At 73.8% G+C, this 17651-nt stretch carries 17 protein-coding genes; 14 read left to right on the top strand and 3 right to left on the bottom strand.

From position 1 onward, the window contains the following. Positions 1-7: 7 nt before the first annotated feature. From ACIBW6_RS30175 to ACIBW6_RS30155, 5 genes are read left to right on the top strand one after another with little or no spacing between them, the layout of a single operon-like run. Complete coding sequence (locus ACIBW6_RS30175; protein WP_399065124.1) at positions 8-853, top strand: carbohydrate ABC transporter permease; 846 nt, start codon at positions 8-10, stop codon at positions 851-853. Next, complete coding sequence (locus tag ACIBW6_RS30170; protein WP_399065122.1) at positions 850-1902, top strand: LacI family DNA-binding transcriptional regulator; 1053 nt, start codon at positions 850-852, stop codon at positions 1900-1902. The genes ACIBW6_RS30175 and ACIBW6_RS30170 overlap by 4 nt, the downstream gene beginning before the upstream one ends. A gap of 42 nt (positions 1903-1944) precedes the next feature. Beyond that, positions 1945-3879 carry a cellulase family glycosylhydrolase gene (locus ACIBW6_RS30165; RefSeq protein WP_399065120.1) on the top strand — a complete coding sequence of 645 codons (1935 nt, stop codon included), beginning with the start codon at positions 1945-1947 and terminating at the stop codon, positions 3877-3879. Continuing rightward, positions 3876-6143 carry a glycoside hydrolase family 3 N-terminal domain-containing protein gene (locus ACIBW6_RS30160; RefSeq protein ID WP_399065119.1) on the top strand — a complete coding sequence of 756 codons (2268 nt, stop codon included), beginning with the start codon at positions 3876-3878 and terminating at the stop codon, positions 6141-6143. The genes ACIBW6_RS30165 and ACIBW6_RS30160 overlap by 4 nt, the downstream gene beginning before the upstream one ends. A gap of 25 nt (positions 6144-6168) precedes the next feature. Next, positions 6169-6561, top strand: a complete 393-nt coding sequence (locus tag ACIBW6_RS30155) for a YchJ family protein (protein ID WP_399065118.1) — start codon at positions 6169-6171, stop codon at positions 6559-6561. 25 nt (positions 6562-6586) lie between these two features. Here ACIBW6_RS30155 and ACIBW6_RS30150 read toward each other — a convergent pair whose 3' ends face one another. Beyond that, a complete protein-coding gene (locus ACIBW6_RS30150) occupies positions 6587-7288 on the bottom strand; it encodes a FadR/GntR family transcriptional regulator (protein ID WP_399065117.1) in 702 nt (233 codons plus the stop codon). Between the two features lie 130 nt (positions 7289-7418). Between ACIBW6_RS30150 and ACIBW6_RS30145 the strand changes: the two genes are divergently transcribed. From ACIBW6_RS30145 to ACIBW6_RS30130, 4 genes are all read left to right on the top strand, one after another. Then, complete coding sequence (locus tag ACIBW6_RS30145) at positions 7419-7931, top strand: gluconokinase (RefSeq protein WP_399065115.1); 513 nt, start codon at positions 7419-7421, stop codon at positions 7929-7931. Positions 7932-7993: 62 nt separating this feature from the next. Beyond that, the gene (locus tag ACIBW6_RS30140) at positions 7994-9400 is read left to right on the top strand and encodes a gluconate:H+ symporter (RefSeq protein WP_399065112.1); all 1407 of its coding nucleotides are present in this window, start codon (positions 7994-7996) and stop codon (positions 9398-9400) included. Positions 9401-9422: 22 nt separating this feature from the next. Beyond that, a complete protein-coding gene (locus ACIBW6_RS30135) occupies positions 9423-10181 on the top strand; it encodes an SDR family oxidoreductase (protein ID WP_399065110.1) in 759 nt (252 codons plus the stop codon). A gap of 13 nt (positions 10182-10194) precedes the next feature. After that, the gene (locus ACIBW6_RS30130) at positions 10195-11220 is read left to right on the top strand and encodes an L-idonate 5-dehydrogenase (protein WP_399065108.1); all 1026 of its coding nucleotides are present in this window, start codon (positions 10195-10197) and stop codon (positions 11218-11220) included. Between the two features lie 21 nt (positions 11221-11241). Here the strand turns inward: ACIBW6_RS30130 and ACIBW6_RS30125 are convergent, their stop codons facing one another. After that, positions 11242-12783 (bottom strand): APC family permease, encoded by a 1542-nt coding sequence (locus ACIBW6_RS30125; protein WP_399065106.1) that lies wholly within the window; start codon positions 12781-12783, stop codon positions 11242-11244. A gap of 50 nt (positions 12784-12833) precedes the next feature. After that, complete coding sequence (locus tag ACIBW6_RS30120; protein ID WP_399065104.1) at positions 12834-13802, bottom strand: hypothetical protein; 969 nt, start codon at positions 13800-13802, stop codon at positions 12834-12836. A 353-nt stretch (positions 13803-14155) separates the two neighbouring features. Between ACIBW6_RS30120 and ACIBW6_RS30115 the strand changes: the two genes are divergently transcribed. The 5 genes from ACIBW6_RS30115 (at position 14156) to ACIBW6_RS30095 (ending at position 17646) form a co-directional block, all read left to right on the top strand. Next, complete coding sequence (locus ACIBW6_RS30115) at positions 14156-15046, top strand: DMT family transporter (protein ID WP_399065102.1); 891 nt, start codon at positions 14156-14158, stop codon at positions 15044-15046. A gap of 164 nt (positions 15047-15210) precedes the next feature. Next, positions 15211-15735 (top strand): NUDIX hydrolase, encoded by a 525-nt coding sequence (locus ACIBW6_RS30110; protein ID WP_399065100.1) that lies wholly within the window; start codon positions 15211-15213, stop codon positions 15733-15735. A 21-nt stretch (positions 15736-15756) separates the two neighbouring features. After that, positions 15757-16149: a YidH family protein gene (locus ACIBW6_RS30105; RefSeq protein ID WP_399065098.1), complete on the top strand. Its 393-nt coding sequence runs from the start codon at positions 15757-15759 to the stop codon at positions 16147-16149. Positions 16150-16175: 26 nt separating this feature from the next. After that, complete coding sequence (locus ACIBW6_RS30100; protein ID WP_399065096.1) at positions 16176-16481, top strand: DUF202 domain-containing protein; 306 nt, start codon at positions 16176-16178, stop codon at positions 16479-16481. A 115-nt stretch (positions 16482-16596) separates the two neighbouring features. Beyond that, complete coding sequence (locus ACIBW6_RS30095) at positions 16597-17646, top strand: phosphotransferase family protein (RefSeq protein ID WP_399065093.1); 1050 nt, start codon at positions 16597-16599, stop codon at positions 17644-17646. The last annotated feature ends 5 nt before the right edge of the window (positions 17647-17651 follow it).

Genomic DNA, 17651 nt, shown 5'->3' with positions numbered 1-17651 from the left:
GTACGCCTTGAAGTCCTCGGCACGTTCCCGCTTCGGCCGGTCCTGGCTGCCCGCGCACATCCTGGTCTGGCTGTACGCGGTGCTCCTGGTCGTCCCGCTGTACTACTTCCTCGCCTCGGCGTTCAAGACGAACGACGGGATCTTCGCGCACCCCTTCGCGCTGCCGTCCTCGTTCGGGTTCGGGAACTTCTCGACCGCCTTCGACAGTGCCGACCTGGGGCTCGCGGTCGTCAACTCGGCGCTGGTGACGGTCTTCTCGCTGGTCCTGACGCTGGCGCTGGCGATCCCCGCGGCGTTCGCGCTGGCCCGCTCCACGGGGCGGCTCGCCTCGGCGGTGGAGAAGGTGTTCTCGCTCGGCTTCCTGATCCCCACGTTCGCCGCGCTCTTCCCGACCTTCCTCCTCGCGGCGGCGACCGGGCTGTTCCACACGCGCACGTTCATGGTGCTGTTCCTGCCCGCGACGGCGATGCCGCTGTCGGTGGTGATCCTGGTGCAGTTCATGCGGACGGTCCCCAAGGAGATGGAGGAGGCGGCCCGGCTCGACGGCGCGTCCACCTTCGCGGTGCTGCGGCACGTCTACACGCCGATGTGCCTGCCCGGCATCGCGACGGTGCTGCTCCTGAACTTCCTGACGTTCTGGAACGAGTACCTGTACTCCCTGGTCATCATCGGGCCCGATCCGGCGCAGCGCACCGTCCAGGTTGCGCTGCCCACCCTGAAGGCGATCACCGGCACGGACTACGGCGTGCTGACCGCGGGCACCGTCCTGACGCTCGTCCCGGTCTGGGTGGTCTATACGGTGCTCCAGAAGCGGATGCAGCAGGCACTGGTCAGTGGGGCGGTGAAGATGTGAGCGGCGGTCCCGGCGGCGGGCGGACCGGGGTCCGGCCCACCATCAAGGCGGTGGCGGCGGCCGCGGGCGTGTCGACGGCCGCGGTGTCGCAGGCCTTCAACGACAAGGGGCGGCTCGCCGAGGCGACCCGGCAGCGGATCCTGGCGGCCGCCCTCGACCTCGGCTGGTCGCCGAGCGCGTCGGCGACGGCGCTGCGCAGCGCGCGGACCCGCACGCTCGCGCTGGTGGTGCGCAGGCCCACCGACGTGCTGGGCGCGGACCCGCACTTCAGCGAGCTGATCACCGGCATCGAGGGCGAGCTGGCGCCGCGCGGCTACGGCCTGCTGCTCCACCTGGTCGCCGACGTCGCGGAGGAGAGCGCCCTGTACGAGCGGCTGGCGGCGGAGAAGCGGGTGGACGGGGCGGTGCTGACGGACGCCCGCGCCGACGATCCGCGTCCGGCGCTGCTGACCCGGCTCGGGCTGCCCGCGGTCCTGCTGGGCGCACCGGACCCGGAGGCGGGTGTGCCGGTGGTCGGGCTCGGCAACCAGGGCGCCGGGGTGCGGGAAGTGGTGGCCCATCTGAGGGAGTTGGGGCACACCCGGATCGCTTACGTGGCCGGTCCCGCGGAGCTCCAGCACACCCGGATGCGCCTCGCCGTCTTCGAGGAGAGTCTCGCCGCGGCCGGGCTCGCGCCCGCCGCCGTGCGCCACACCGACTTCTCGGAGGCCGCGGCCGTCGCCGCGACCCGTGAGCTGCTCGCCACCGCCGGGCGGCCGACCGCCCTCGTCTACGCCAACGACTCGATGGCGGTGTGCGGCATCGGCACCGCCCAGCGGGCCGGTCTGCGCGTGCCCGAGGACGTGTCGGTCGTCGGCTACGACAATCTGCCGCTCGGCCGCTGGCTGCACCCGCGCCTGACCACCGTCGACCAGCAGGTGCAGCGGGTCGGCGCGGCCGCCGCCCGGGCCCTGCTCGCCCGGTGCGGCGAGGAGCTGCCGGCGGTGCGCCTGGACGAGCGGCCCCGCCTCGTCGTCCGCGAGTCGACCGGACCCGCGCCCCGCAACTGAGTCACGACCGCACGCACTTCTGCAACGGAGACCCGTACCACCATGCGACGCCACAGCGCCCACCTCACCCACGACGCCGCCGTCCTGCCCTGGCTCGGCGCCAACTTCTGGTCCCGCACGGGCGGCCCCCTGATGTGGCGCGACTACGACCCGGAGGTGGTGCGCGCGGAGCTGGACGTGCTCCGCGCGCACGGGCTGAACATGACCCGCTCGTTCTTCTACTGGCCGGACTTCCACCCCGAGCCGCACCGGATCGACGAGGAGCTGTGCGAGCGGTTCCGCGACTTCCTGGACGCGCACCGGGAGCGGGGCATGGGGACGGTGCCGACGTTCATCGTGGGGCACATGTCCGGCGAGAACTGGGATCCGGCGTGGCGGGGCGGCCGCGATCTGTACGAGGACGTGTGGATGGTGGGCCGCCAGGCCTGGTTCGCCTCGCAGATGACGCGCCGCTTCAAGGACCATCCGGCGGTCACCGGCTGGCTCATCACCAACGAGATGCCGGGCTACGGCCGGATCTACCAGGTCGATCCGCCCGCCGGCGACGTCGTGACGGCGTGGGCGCAGGCGATGTGCAACGCGGTGCGGGCGGCGGGCGGGACGCAGCCGGTCTCGCTCGGCGACGGCGCCTGGGGCATCGAGGTGACGGGCCGCGACAACGGCTTCTCGCTGCGCGACACCGCCGAGTACGTGGACTTCGTGGGCCCGCACGTCTACCGCTCGGACACGGACAGGGCGCGCCAGCACCACCGTGCCGCGTTCGAGTGCGAGCTGGCCGGGGTGACCGGGCAGCCGGTGGTCCTGGAGGAGTTCGGCCTGTCGACGGACACGGTGTCGGCGGCGAACGCGGGCGTGTACTACCGCCAGACGCTGCACAATTCGCTGCTCGGCGGCGCGACGGGCTGGATGGCCTGGAACAACACGGACTACGACGACCTGTGGGAGCAGTCCCCTTACGACCACCACCCCTTCGAGATGCACTTCGGCATCACCGACGCCGCGGGCGCGCCCAAGGAGCCGCTGCACGAACTCGCCGCCTTCGCGCGAGTGTTGAAGGACGTCGACTTCGCGCGGTGCCGGCGCGCGGACGCGGGCGCCGCGCTGGTCGTGCCCGCGTTCCTGGAGCGCGGCTACCCCTACAGCCGCCCGGCCGACCGCCCGCTGATCTTCACGTCGCTGCACCAGGCGTACGTGGCCGCGCGCACCGCCGATCTGCCGGTGGGCCTGACCCGGGAGGCGGACGGCATCGCCGAGGACGTGGACCTGTACCTGCTGCCCGCGACCCGGCAGCTGACGACGCGGACGCGGCGGGCGCTCCAGCGCCGGGCGGAGGCGGGCGCCACCGTCTACCTGTCGTTCTGCTCGGGCGAGCACCCGGGCACCCGCGGCCCCTGGTTCGACGACCTGGACGGCCTGTTCGGCGTCGAGCAACAGCTGTCGTACGGGGTGGCGGAGCCCATCGAGGACGACGTGCTGGAGATGACGTTCCGGGAGGACTTCGGCGGCATCCAAGCGGGCGAGGTGCTGCGCTTCCCGGTGGCGGGCAACGAGGACAGCCGCGCCTACCTGCCCGTCGTCCCGCGCGACGCCCGGGTCGTGGCGGTGGACGGGCACGGCCGCCCGGCGCTGCTGTGCCGCGAGACCGGCCGCGGGCGCACCGTGCTCGCCACGTATCCGCTGGAGCACATGGCCGCCCGGACGGCCCGGGTCAATCCGGAGCGGACGCACCGGCTGTACGCGGCGCTGGCCGAGGTCGCCGGGGTGGCGCGGCCGGTGACCGTGGACGAGCCGCACGTCGGCGCGGACACGCTGGTGCACGAGGACGGGCGGCGGTTCGTCTGGCTGGTCAGCCAGGCCGACGGCGAGCTGACCGTGCGCCCGGTGGCGGACGGGACGCTGCACGCCCTCGGCACCGGTGAGCCGGTCGCCGCCGTCACCCTGCCCGCGTTCGGGGTCCGCGTCCTGGAGCTGCGGTGAGCGAGCCGCTGTACCGCGACCCGGCCGCGCCCGTCCCGGACCGGGTGGCCGACCTCCTGGGCCGCATGACGCCGGCGGAGAAGGTCGGCCAGGTCAACCAGCGGCTGTACGGCTGGCACGCCTACGAGCGCGGCGCCGACGGCGGGCACCGGCTCACCGACGCCTTCCGCGCGGAGGTCGCGGCGTACGACGGGATGGGCGCCCTGTACGGATTGCAGCGCGCCGACCCCTGGTCGGGCGTGACCTTCGCGGACGGCATCGGGGCGGCGGACGCGGCCCGCGTCGCCGACGCGGTGCAGCGGTACGTGGTGGAGGGCACGCGTCTTGGCATCCCGGTGCTGATGGTCGAGGAGGTGCCGCACGGGCACCAGGCCCTGGACGGCACGGTGCTCCCCGCGAACCTCGCGGCCGGCGCGAGCTGGGACCCGGACCTGTATGAGGCGGCGGCCGCCGCTGCCGCCGCCGAACTGCGGGCGCGCGGCGGCCACCTGGCGCTCGTCTCCGCGCTGGACCTGGTGCGCGATCCGCGCTGGGGCCGGGCCGAGGAGTGCTTCGGGGAGGATCCGTACCTGGCGGCCCGGTTCACCGGGGCGCTGGTGCGCGGGATGCGGTCGCGGGGCGTCGGGGTGGTCCTGAAGCACTTCGCCGGGCAGGGCGCGACGGTCGGCGGGCGCAACAGCGCGGCGACCGAACTCGGCGCCCGCGAGCTGCACGAGGTCCACCTCGAGGCGGCCCGCGCCGGAGTGCGGGCCGGGGCCGCCGGAGTGATGGCGGCGTACAACGAGTTCGACGGGCTGCCGTGCGCCGCGAACCCGTACCTGCTCACCGAGGTCCTGCGCCGCCGCTGGGGGTTCGAGGGGATCGTGATGGCCGACGGGTGCGCGCTGGACCGGCTGGTCCGCCTTGCGGGCGACCCGGTGGCGGCGGGCGCGACGGCGCTCGCGGCGGGCACGGACCTCGGCCTGTGGGACGGCGCCTTCCCGCGGCTCGGCGAGGCCGTCACGCGGGGCCTGGTGGCCGAGGAGACCCTGGACCGGGCGGTCGGGCGGGTCCTCGCGCTGAAGTTCCGGCTCGGACTGTTCGAGGAGCCGTATGCCGGGCAGCGGGAAATGCCGGTCGGGGCGGCGGAGTTGAGCGAGCGCCTGGCGCGCGCGTCCGTCACGCTGGTGGAGCACGACGGGACGACCCTGCCCCTGTCGCCCGCCGTGCGCCGCATCGCCGTGCTCGGCCCGAACGCCGACTCGGTGCCGCAGCAGATCGGCGACTACACGGCGCCCCAGCGGCCCGGCACCGGCGTCACCGTGCTCGACGGCGTCCGGGCCGCGGCCGGTCCCGGCCGCGAGGTGACGTACGCGCGCGGCTGCGAGCTGGTCGGCGACGACCGGTCCGGGCTCGCGGAGGCGGTGGCCCTGGCCGCGCGGGCGCAGGTGGCGGTGGTCGTGCTCGGCGGGTCGAGCGCCCGCGGGGCCGGCACCCGGTTCGCGGCCAACGGCGCGGCGGTCGTCGCGGCCGGCTCGCCGCCCGGCATGACCTGCGGCGAGGGCGTCGACCTGGCCGACCTCGCGCTGCCGCCCGGCCAGCGGGCGCTGCTCGACGCGGTCGCGGCGACCGGGACGCCGGTCGTGACGGTTTTGGTGCAGGGCAGGCCGCACGCGCTGCCGGAGTCGGCCGGGCGGGCAGGAGCGCTGCTGGTGGCGTGGTACCCGGGGCCGTGGGGCGGCCGGGCCGTCGCGGACGTGCTCTTCGGCGCGGCGGGGCCCGCGGGGCGCCTGCCGGTGTCGGTGCCGCGCTCGGCGGCCCAGCTCCCGGTCTTCTACAACGGCAAGGACCACGGCTACCGGGGGTACGTCGACCAGCCGGCGACGGCCCGGTACGCCTTCGGGCACGGGCTCTCCTACGGCAGCGTGCGCTACGGGCGGCCGGCCCTCAGCCGCGCCGCCGTACCCGCCGGTGACCCGCGTCTGACCTGCACGGTCACCGTCGAGAACACCGGCGGGACGGCCGTCAGGGAGACCGTGCAGCTGTATGTGCGGCGGGTCTCGGGCGGTTCGTCGTGGCCGCGGGTGCGGGAGCTGCGCGGCTTCACCGGGGTGGACCTCGCGCCGGGCGAGCAGCGCGCGGTGGACTTCGAGGTGACCGCGCGGACCCTGGCCTCGGTCGGCCGTGACCTCGAACTCGTCGTGGAGGCGGGCGCGTTCGTGGTGGAGACGGGACCGGCGTCCGACCGGACCCAGGGCGCCCCGCTCACCGTCACACCGGGCTGAGCGTGCCGTGGGGGACAATGCCCCCATGGCACGCCCCACCCTCCCCACCTGCCCCTGCGGTCTCCCCGAGCCGTACGAGAACTGCTGCGGCCGCTACCACCGCGGTGCCGCGGCGCCCACGCCCGAGGCGCTCATGCGCTCCCGGTACACGGCGTTCACCCGCAAGGACGCCGGGTACCTGCTGCGGACCTGGCACCCGGACACCCGGCCGCCCGCGGTCGACTTCGACCCGGCCCTCAGCTGGACCGGTCTGGAGATCCTGGGGAGCACCGACGGCTCCGCGTTCCACCAGAGCGGCACCGTCACCTTCCGGGCCCGCTACAAGGACGGCGGCCGCGCGGGCGCGCTGCACGAGCGCAGCCAGTTCCTGCGGGTGGCGGGCGCGTGGGTGTACGTCGACGGGGACTTCATCGAGTGAACTCCCCCGCGCCCGGCGGGGCCGGTCAGGGCGCCAGGATGTCCAGCTCGTGCAGGGCGCCGACCGCGATCTCGCGGGTGAGCGCCTCGGCCCGCCCGGCGTCGCCCTCGCGCACCGCGTCGGCGACCCGCACGTGCAGGGTGACCGCCGCCGGGTCCGGGTCCTCGAACATGACCTGGTGGTGGGTGCGGCCCGCGAGGACCTCCGCGACCAGGTCGCCGAGGTGGGCGAACATCTCGTTGCCCGACGCGTTCAGCACGACCCGGTGGAACTCGACGTCGTGCACGAGGTACGCCTCCAGCTGCTGGCCGCGGGAGGTGGCGACCATGCCGAGCGCGCACTCGGTGAGCGCCGCGCACTGCTCCGCCGACGCGTAGCGGGCGGCGAGTCCCGCGGCGACCGGTTCGACGGCCGAGCGCAGCATGGTGAGCGAGCGCAGCTGGCGCGGCCGGTCGGCCCCGGCGAGGCGCCAGCGGATGACTTGCGGGTCGTAGACGTTCCACTCGTGCGCGGGCCGGACGGTGACGCCGACCCGGCGCCGGGACGCCACCAGGTGCATGGACTCCAGGACCCGCACCGCCTCGCGCATCACCGAGCGCGACACCTCGTAGCGCTGCGCCAGCTCGTCCGTGCGCAACACGCTGCCCGCCGGGTACTCCCCCGCGGTGATCGCAGGACCGAGGCTGTCCAGTACGCGGGCGTGCAGCCCCCGGTCCTTCGTGGTCATGGAGCCAGCGTACGGTTCCGCCAGAGCCAACAAAAAGTCTGACTTATAAATCACAGACTCTTGAATTTGTCAGACCTATTGGGTTTCAGTGACGTGACACAGCGATGTCGATGAAGACAGCGAGGCAGCGATGAGTACCCCCCATGTCGTCGTGGTCATGGGCGTGGCAGGCACCGGCAAGACGACGATCGGTCCCCTGCTCGCCGAACGGCTCGGCGTTCCCTACGCCGAGGGCGACGACTTCCACCCGCCGGCCAACATCGCCAAGATGACGGCCGGCACGCCCCTCACGGACGAGGACCGCTGGCCGTGGCTGGACGCCATCGGCGCGTGGGCCCACGGCCGCGCCGGGCTCGGCGGGGTGGTCAGCAGCTCCGCGCTGAAGCGCAGCTACCGCGACCGGCTCCGGGCCGAGGCGCCCGGTGTCGTCTTCGTCCACCTGACCGGCAGCCGCGCCCTCATCGAGGACCGGATGTCCCACCGGCAGGGCCACTTCATGCCGACCGCGCTCCTCGACTCGCAGTTCGCCACGCTCCAGCCGCTCGCGGCGGACGAGGCGGGCGTCGGCGTCGATGTGTCGGGCACCCCGGACGAGATCGCCGACCGGGCCGTACGGGCCCTGGCCGCGCGCGACTCCGCCTAGCCCGTCCGCCCGTACACCCGGGCACCCCCTCAACCCCCTCCCACGTACGCAAGGGATAGACCGTGACCAGTCTCAGCGTCGAGATGCTGGCAGCGGACGCCGTCGAGCCGATCACCTCCGCGGGCCACGCCCAGCTCGGGATCGCCGTCCTCGCGGGCATCGCCGTCATCGTCCTGCTCATCACGAAGTTCAAGCTCCACGCCTTTCTGGCCCTGACCATCGGCTCGCTCGCGCTCGGCGCGTTCGCCGGGGCGCCGCTGGACAAGGCGATCACCAGCTTCAGCGCGGGCCTCGGCTCGACGGTGGCCGGTGTGGGCGTGCTGATCGCGCTCGGCGCGATCCTCGGCAAGCTGCTCGCCGACTCCGGCGGCGCGGACCAGATCGTCGACACGATCCTCGCCAAGGCGGGGAAGTCCGGCGGGAAGGCGATGCCCTGGGCGATGGTGCTGATCGCCGCCGTGATCGGGCTGCCGCTCTTCTTCGAGGTCGGCATCGTGCTGCTGATCCCGGTCGTCCTGATGGTCGCCAAGCGCGGCAACTACTCGCTGATGCGGATCGGCATCCCCGCCCTCGCGGGCCTGTCGGTCATGCACGGCCTGATCCCGCCGCACCCCGGCCCGCTGGTCGCGATCGACGCGGTCAAGGCCAACCTCGGCATCACGCTGGCCCTCGGCATCGTCGTCGCCATCCCGACGGTGATCATCGCCGGTCCGGTCTTCTCCAAGTACGCCGCCCGCTGGGTGGACGTCCCCGTGCCCGACAAGATGGTCCCCGGGCGGGCCTCGGACGACCTGGAGAAGCGGCCCGGCTTCGCCGCCGCCGTCGTCACCATCCTGCTGCCGGTCGTCATGATGCTGGCCAAGGCGCTCGTCGACATCATCGTGGACGACCCCGAGCACACCGTGCAGCGCACCTTCGACGTCATCGGCAACCCGCTGACCGCGCTCCTCGTGGCCGTGATCGTCGCGATGTTCACGCTCGGCCGCCCGGCCGGTTTCACCAAGGGCAAGCTGCAGGCCACCACCGAGAAGTCGCTCGCCCCGATCGCGGGCGTACTGCTCATCGTCGGCGCGGGCGGCGGCTTCAAGCAGACGCTCATCGACTCCGGCGTCGGCCAGATGGTCCTGGACATCTCCAAGGACTGGAACATCTCCGCGCTGCTGCTCGCCTGGCTGATCGCCGTGGTGATCCGCCTCGCCACCGGTTCGGCGACCGTCGCGACCGTCTCGGCCGCCGGCCTCGTCGCGCCCCTCGCGGCGAACATGTCGGAGACCCACACGGCGCTGCTCGTCCTCGCCATCGGTGCGGGCTCGCTGTTCTTCAGCCATGTCAATGACGCCGGGTTCTGGCTGGTCAAGGAGTACTTCGGGCTCAGCGTCGGGCAGACGATCAAGACCTGGTCGGTCATGGAGACGATCATCTCCGTGGTCGCGGGCGCCCTGGTCCTGCTGCTCTCGCTGATCCTCTAGACGCGCCGGGAGAGGTACGCCGATGAGTCACCCCCTGTTCGACATCAGCGGCCGCACCGCCCTGGTCACCGGGTCCAGCCGCGGGATCGGGTCCGCCCTGGCCCGCGGCCTCCTGGAGGCCGGCTGCACGGTCGTGCTCAACGGCCGCGACCCGAACCGGCTGGCGGAAGCCGCCGCCGCGCTCGGCGGCGACGTCCACACGGCGGCGTTCGACGTCACCGACGGGCCCGCCGTCGCCGCCGGGATCGCCGACGTCGAACAGCGGGTCGGCCCGCTCGACATCCTCGTCAACAACGCGGGCATGCAGCTGCGCGCCCCGCTCCTGGAGTTCGCCGACGCCGACTGGCACCGGATCCTGGACACCAATCTGACGAGCGCGTTCCTGGTGGCGCGGGAAGCGGCGCGCGGCATGGTCGGGCGCGGCCACGGCAAGATCATCAACATCTGTTCGCTGCAGAGCGAGGTGGTCCGGCCGGGCATCGCCCCGTACGCGGCCACGAAGGGCGCACTGAAGATGCTCACCAAGGGCATGTGCGCCGACTGGGGCCCCTCGGGCGTCCAGGTCAACGGGCTCGGCCCCGGGTACATCGAGACCGAGCTGACCGCGCCCCTCGTGCGGGACGAGGAGTTCAGCGCCTGGGTGCGCCGCAGGACCCCGGCCGGGCGCTGGGGCACCACCGAGGACCTCGTGGGCGGTCTGCTCTTCCTCGCCTCGCCCGCGGCGGACTTCGTCGGCGGCCAGATCCTGTACGTCGACGGCGGTATGACCAGCGTTCTCTGATACGGGAGTTGCCATGTTGGGCTGCGTGATCCACGGCGCCGGTGACCTGCGCGTCGACGAACTTCCCGCCCCCGCGCCCGGCCCGGGTCAGGCCCTGGTCGCAGTCGGGTACGGCGGGGTGTGCGGCTCCGATCTGCACTACTGGCGCCATGGCGGCGTCGGCGACTTCCGGCTGACGGAGCCGATGGTGCTCGGGCACGAGGTCGTCGGCACCGTCCTCGGGTACGGGCCGGGCGCCTCGGGCCCGGAGCCCGGGACCCCGGTGGCCGTGCACCCGGCGACGCCGTGCGGGGCCTGCCCCGAGTGCCGGGACGGGCGGCGCCACGTCTGCCGGGACACCCGCTACCTGGGCAGCGCGGCCCGCACCCCGCACGTCCAGGGCGGTTTCGCCGCCGAACTCGCCGTTCCGGCCGGTCAGTTGCGGGCGCTGCCCGAAGGGCTGCCACTGGCGCGGGCCGCTCTCGCGGAACCTCTCTCGGTGGCGCTGCACGCGGTGCGCCGGGCCGGGGACATCGCCGGGCGGCACATCCTGGTGACCGGCGCGGGTCCGATCGGCTGCCTGGTCGTCGCGGCGGCGAAGGCGGCGGGCGCGGCCCGCGTGACGGTGACGGACCTACTGCCGACGGCGCTTGCGTACGCCTCTGTCGCGGGCGCCGACGTCCTCGTCCAGGCCGGTGATCCCGGCGATCCCGGGTGGCCGGACGAGGTCGACGCGGCGGTCGAGGCGTCCGGGGCCGCGGCCGGGCTCGACACCTGCCTGCGCCGGGTGCGGCGGGGCGGCGTGGTGGTCCAGCTGGGGATGCTGCCGCCCGGGCCGAGCCCGTTCGCCGGGAACCTCGTGGTGAGCCGGGAGGTCGAGCTGCGCGGCGCGTTCCGCTTCGACACCGAGTTCGACGACGCGCTCGCCCTGCTGGCGCGGGAGCCCGCGCTCGCCGGGCTGATCAGCGCCGTGGTCCCGGTGGCCGAGGCCGCCAGGGCGTTCCCCCTGGCGGCGGACCGGTCCGCTTCCTGCAAGGTGCTGCTGGACTTCGCGGGCTGACCGGCCCCGGCCCGGGAGCGCTCAGCTCGCCTTCTTCTCCAGCTGGAACGCCTCGTTGCCCAGGCCGATGCGGGCGTGGGCCGCGGGGTTGCGGGAGCGCAGGACCAGGCTGTGGACGACGCCGACGAGCGCGGCCAGAGCGATGACGCCGGGCAGCAGCCAGTTCAGCGCCGAGCCGGGGCCCGAGCCGACCAGCACGTCGAAGTCCTTGACCGTGTAGCCGGCGATCACCAGCAGCGCGAGGCCCGCGATGCCGGAGGCGACGAGCCGCCAGGCCTGCGGGCCCGCCGCGCCGCGCTTGACGAAGAAGACGATGACCGCGAGCGACGCCGTGGCCATCAGCAGGATGACGCCGAGCGCGCCCACGTTCCCGCCCCACGTGAACAGGTGGAGGACCGGGGCCGTCGGGTCACCGGCCGGGCCGTCGTCGGCGACCGCGAAGCAGACGACGACGATCAGCGAGATCACCGACTGCAGGACCGAGCCGGTGCCGGGCGCGCCGCTGCCGCTGTTGGTGCGGCCGAACCGCGCCGGCAGCAGGCCCTCGCGGCCCATCGCGAAGGCGTACCGCGCCACCACGTTGTGGAAGCTGAGCAGCGCCGCGAACATGCCGGTGACGAACAGGACGTGGACGACGTCGGTGAAGGTGCCGCCGAGCCGGCTCTCGGTCAGGCCGAACAGCAGGCCCGCGGACTGCTTCTGGGCCTCGCCGACGATGCTCGCCGGGCCGGTGGCCACGGTCAGCGCCCATGAACTGAGCGCGAAGAAGACGGCGACACCGCCGACGGCCAGGAACATGACGCGGGGCACGAGGATGTGCGGGCGGCTCGTCTCCTCCGCGTACACGGGCGCCTGCTCGAAGCCGGTGAACGCGGCGATGCAGAAGCACAGGGCGGTGCCGAGGCCGACACCGGAGAGCGTGGACGGGTCGAAGGCGTGCAGGGACAGGCCTTCCTTGCCCGGGTCGCCGATCGCGGCGATGTCGAAGACGACCACGACGGCTACTTCGAGCAGGAGCAGGACGCCGAGCACCTTCGCGTTCACGTCGATCTTCAGCAGGGCGAGGACGCCGACGGCGACGACGGCGGCCAGCGCCGGTATCCACCAGGCGAGTTCGGTGTCGAGGTACTGCTGGAAGAGGCCCGCGACCTCGAAGCCGAAGATGCCGAAGATGCCGACCTGGAGCACGCTGTAGGCGACGAGCGCGACCAGCGCGGCGGCGGCGCCGGTGGTCGGGCCGAGGCCGCGGGAGATGTACGCGTAGAAGGCGCCCGCGTTGTGCACGTGCCGGCTCATCTCCGCGTAGCCGACGCTGAAGAGGGTCAGGACGACACCGAGGATGAGGAAGAGCAGCGGCATGCCGACGACACCCATGACGGCGAACGTGGTGGGCATGACGCCGGCCACCACCATCACCGGACCGGTCGCGGCGAGCACGGAGAGCAGCAGCCCGGCCGTGCCGAGGCGGCCGGCGCGCAGCGCGCTCTCCTCGCCCCGATAGGTGCTGATGCCCGGCTCGGCCACCACTGCTCTGTCGCTCGTACTCGAACTGCCCGTCGTCATCGCGGGATCGTCCCTTCCGATGGGTGCTGTCTGGCTGCTGGCTGGATCCGCTACGCCGAACCGAGCGCGGCACTGCGCGCGGCACGGAACGCTTCGTGCGGGTCCCGGTCCGGATAGGACCACGGGACCGGTGTGAGGTGCGGGCCGATGCGGTGGAACAGGACGGCCGCCTCGGCCGGGCGGCCCTCGCAGTACTTGGCGTGGGCCAGGAAGTTGAGGTCGATGCGGCCGCGCGGGTGGGCGAGACCGGCCCGGTCCTGCGGGTCGCCCCACTCCAGCCACCAGTCGAAGGCGGCCTTCATCACCAGGCGGGCCCGCCGGCCGCCCCAGTGCCCGGAGGCCTTCGGGTCGGGGGGCTCGACGCCCGCCCGGGCGAGGACGCGGTAGCGCTCGGCGTGCGCGACGACCGGCAGCACCGCCAGCGGCGAGGCGGGCGGCGCCTGTTCGGCGGCCCAGGCCGCGAAGTCGTAGACCTCGTGCAGCGGGTCCTGGCCCGCGTCGGCGCGCCGCTCGGCGAGCCGGGCCACCATCAGGTGGTGCGCGTGGTGGTGGGCCGGGTGGCGCAGGCGGACCTCGTCGAAGAGGCGCACGACGTCCTCCTCGCGGCCCAACTCGCGCTCCAGGAGCAGCAGTCCGAGCCAGGGGGTCGGGTCCGCGGGCACCAGGGCGGCCGCCTCGGTGCAGGCGGCGCGGGCCTTGTCGGGGCGGGTCCGGCCGGCCACGGCGCGGTGCACGGCGGCGCAGGCGAGCAGGACGGCGGCGTCCGTGGACTCCGGCTCCGCCAGGCGCCAGTCACCGACCCAGGCGGTCGCGGTGGGTTCCTGCGCGAGTCCCATCACGCGGTGGCCCCGGCGGTCCCAGTCCTGCCCGGTCGCGGCGAGCAGGGTCCGGGCCTCGGTCCACCGGCCCTGGGCGAGGGCGGCACGGGCGGCGACGAGCGCGGTGTCGTCGAGAGCGGGGTCGAAGGAGTGCGCGGCCTTCTTGCGGGGGCGCCCGAGCGGAGGCGGGGGTGGGGACACCGCGGCGGTTCCTCTACGACTTTTTTCAGCTACGAAGCGACGAACGTCGGAACCCGGGCGCTGGTGCGCGGCCCGGGCGGATGATCACGCACAGCAAACCGGTACCGGGCCCTCCACGTCAAGGGTGATCGGGTGACGGATTTCACCAACTCGACGCTGTTCATGTCGAGTTCGGCGTTCCGATTCCATGAGCGCGTCCGTGAGCTGGGACGTTGCGCATGTGACACGTGTACGTGGTGGGCCGGGGCCCGCGGGGCGCCGCCGGGCGGCTCGTCGAGCGGCCGGCGCCGGGGAGCGCTATCGTCGGCAGATACCCGCCCCTGCCCGTCCAGCGGCTCTCCGAGGTGCGCAGCGTGTCGGTCCTGGTCCTCGTCCTCTCCGTGAGCGCGGCCTGCTGCCTGGGCATCGGTTTCGTCCTCCAGCAGAACGCGGCCCAGCACGCGCCGCTCGGCGACTTCCTCTCCCCGCGGCTGCTGCTCGACCTGATCCGGGTGCCGCGCTGGCTCGCCGGGATAGGGCTGATGATCTGCGGCATGGGGCTCGGGGCCGTCGCCCTCGGCCGGGGCGAGGTCTCCCTGGTCGAGCCGCTGCTCGCGACGAACCTCCTCTTCGCCCTGCTCCTGTCGCGCCACCAGACCAGGGCGCCGCTGGGCCGGCAGGGCTGGGCCGGGCTGCTGCTCCTCGCGGGCGGGGTGACGGCGTTCATCGTGGCCGGGCAGCCGCGCGGCGGCACCGCGGTCACCGACCCGCTGCGGCACTGGCTGATCATCGGCGTGATGGTCGGCGGCGCGCTGGCGCTCGCGGCCCTCGCCAAGCGGTCCCGGCTGAGCGCGGCGCCCGCGCTGCTCGCGGTGGCGGCGGGAATGCTGTACGGGGTGCAGGACGCGCTGACCCGGGTCAGCGGGCAGCGGTTCGGTGCCGGGGGCTGGTCGGAGCTGCTCACGTCCTGGCAGCCGTACGCCGTGTTCGCTCTCGGGGTGACGGGGCTGGTGCTGGTGCAGAGCGCCTTCGAGACGGCGCCGCTGCGGATGTCGTTGCCGGCGCTCACCGCTGCGCAGCCCTTGGCGGGGATCGTGTGCGGGGTGGGGTTTCTCGGGGACCGGCTGCGGACGGACGCGGGGGCGCTGGCCTGGCAGGCGGTGGGGTTGGCCGGGGTCGTGGTGGGGGTGGTGCTGCTCGGGCTGCATCCGGCCATGCCCGGGGCCGCGGAGCGGGAGCGGGGTGAGATGCGGAGCGTCACGTAGGCCTTGCCTGCCGGCGGTGCGTGGTCGGGCGCGGGTCCGTCGTGGCTGGTCGCGCAGTTCCCCGCGCCCCTGAGCGGCGTCCACGCACGCCCCGTCAGGGGCGCGGGGAACTGCGCGCGCAACCACGACGCACGTGCACGTCACCGCGGAACTAGCCTGGCCGGATGAACCCCGCTGAGGAGATCCTGGACATCGTCGACGATCAGGACCGGGTCGTCGGGCAGGCCCCGCGCGGCGAGGTGTACGCCAACCACTGGCGCCACCGTGCCGTGTTCGTGCTGGCCAGAGACCCGGCCGGCCGGATCTTCGTACACCGGCGGACCACCACCAAGCTCGTCTTCCCGGGCAGGTACGACATGTTCGTCGGCGGAGTCGTCGGCACCGGCGAGAGCTACGACGCGGCCGCGCTGCGGGAGGCCGAGGAGGAGCTGGGCGTGAGCGGCCTGCCGGCCCCGGCACCGCTGTTCAAGTTCCTGTACGAGGGCGAGGACGCGGAGGCGCACGGCGGGGGCGGCTCCTGGTGGTCGTACGTCTACGAGGTGACCTGTGACCTGCCCGTGCGCCCGCAGGCCGAGGAGATCGACTGGCACGCCTTCCTGCCTCCGGAGGAACTGGAGCGGCGGCTCGGCGAGTGGCCCTGGACCCCGGACGGCCTCGCGGCGTACGAGCGGCTGAAGGCGCACCGATGACGCACCGGTAAGGTCCCTCCAGTGATCGAATTCGTGCGTAACGTCCGTCTCTGGTTCGCGCCGGAACGGGTCAGGGACGAGGGCGACACGCCCGACTACCGGTTCTCGCTGGCCAACGAGCGCACCTTCCTGGCCTGGGTGCGCACCGCCCTGGCGCTCATCGGCGGCGGGTTCGCCGTGGACCAGTTCCTGCCGGACCTGCGCTGGGCCTGGCGGGTCGGCCTCGCGCTGGCCCTGCTCGCGGCGGGCGTGCTCTGCTCGCTGCGGGCGGTGAGCCACTGGGTGCGCTGCGAGCGGGCGATGCGGCGCGGCGAGGACCTGCCGGTGTCGCGGTTCCCGGCGCTGCTGAGCCTGGTGGTCGCGCTGGTCGCCGTGGCGATGGTCGTCGTGGTGATCGTGGGCTGGGAAGGGTGAGCGGGGCCGCCGGGGCGGACGGGCCCGTGCGCGATCCCGGTCTCCAGCCGGCCAGGACCCGGCTCGCGTGGCGGCGTACGACGCTGTCCTGCACCGTCGCCGCGGTGCTCGCCGTGAAGACCGTGCTGCACGGCGGCACCGATCCGCTCGGCATCGTGGCCGCGGCGCTGTGCCTCGCGGTGTGGCTCGGCTTCCTCGGGGTCGCGCACCGCCGCATCACCGGCCTGGCCCGCGACGAGGCGGCGCCCGCGCGGCTGTCCCGGCGGGCCGCGACGACGGCGGCGCTGTGCACCGTGGCGCTTGCGGTGTCCGCGGCGGCCCTCGTGGTGTGACGGCGGCGGCACGCAGGGCCACGTTCCCGTACGCCACTGGACGACATACCGACTGGTCGGCATGATGTGGGCATCGCTCGTACCGCTCGTACCACCCGGACTCCGGAGGACCTCGATGAGTCACCCCCCAGGCCTCGACCTCGACCAGCTGCGCGCCTACCTCGACCGTGAGCGGCCCGGCCTGGTCGGGGGCCCGCTGTCCGGGCGGCTCATCGAGGGCGGCCGGTCCAACCTGACGTACGAGGTCGGCGACGGGCACGCGACGTGGGTGGTCCGGCGGCCCCCGCTGGGCCACGTGCTGGCCACCGCGCACGACATGAAGCGCGAGTACCGGGTGATCGCCGGGCTGCACCCCACGGCCGTGCCGGTCCCCGAGCCGCTGCTGCTCTGCGAGGACGAGGAGGTGCTCGGGGCGCCGTTCTACGTCATGGAGTTCGTGACGGGGACGCCGTACCGGACCGCGGAGGAGCTCGCCCCGCTCGGCCCCGAGCGGACCCGGGCGGTCGTGCTCGGGCTCGTGGACACCCTCGTCGACCTGCACGCGGTGGACCCCGCGGCGGTGGGCCTCGCCGACTTCGGGCGGCCGGAGGGCTTCCTCGACCGGCAGCTGCGCCGCTGGGGCAAGCAGCTGGACGCGTCCCGCAACCGGGAGCTGGCCGGCATCGACGAGCTGCACGCCGCGCTCGGCCGCGCGCTGCCCGTCTCGCCCGCGCCCACCATCGTGCACGGCGACTACCGGCTGGACAACGTCCTGATCCGCCGGGACGAAGAAGACGCAGGCGCCGGCACCGACCGCATCACGGCGGTCCTCGACTGGGAGATGTCCACGCTGGGCGATCCGCTCACCGACCTCGGCCTGCTCGTGATGTACAGCGCCCCGCTGGAGCTGCCCGGCTCCCCCATCTCCACGACCGCCACGGCCGCCGGGCACCCCGCCCCGGCCGAGCTGGTCGAGCGGTACGCCGCGCGCTCCGGGCGCGACGTGTCCGCCGTCTCCTGGTACACGGCGTTCGCCTGGTTCAAGCTCGCCGTGATCCTGGAGGGCATCCACTACCGCTACACGCTCGGCCAGACCGTCGGCGCCGGCTTCGACCGGATCGGCGACCTGGTCCCGGTCTTCATCGAGCACGGCCGCTCCACCCTCCAGGACCTTCAGGAAGGCTGATCCCA

Origin of the sequence: Streptomyces sp. NPDC049813, assembly GCF_044465085.1 — a bacterium.
Lineage (GTDB): Bacteria > Actinomycetota > Actinomycetes > Streptomycetales > Streptomycetaceae > Streptomyces.
The sequence above is the reverse complement of the archived record's forward strand: the minus strand, read 5'-3'. Positions and strand labels throughout refer to the sequence as shown.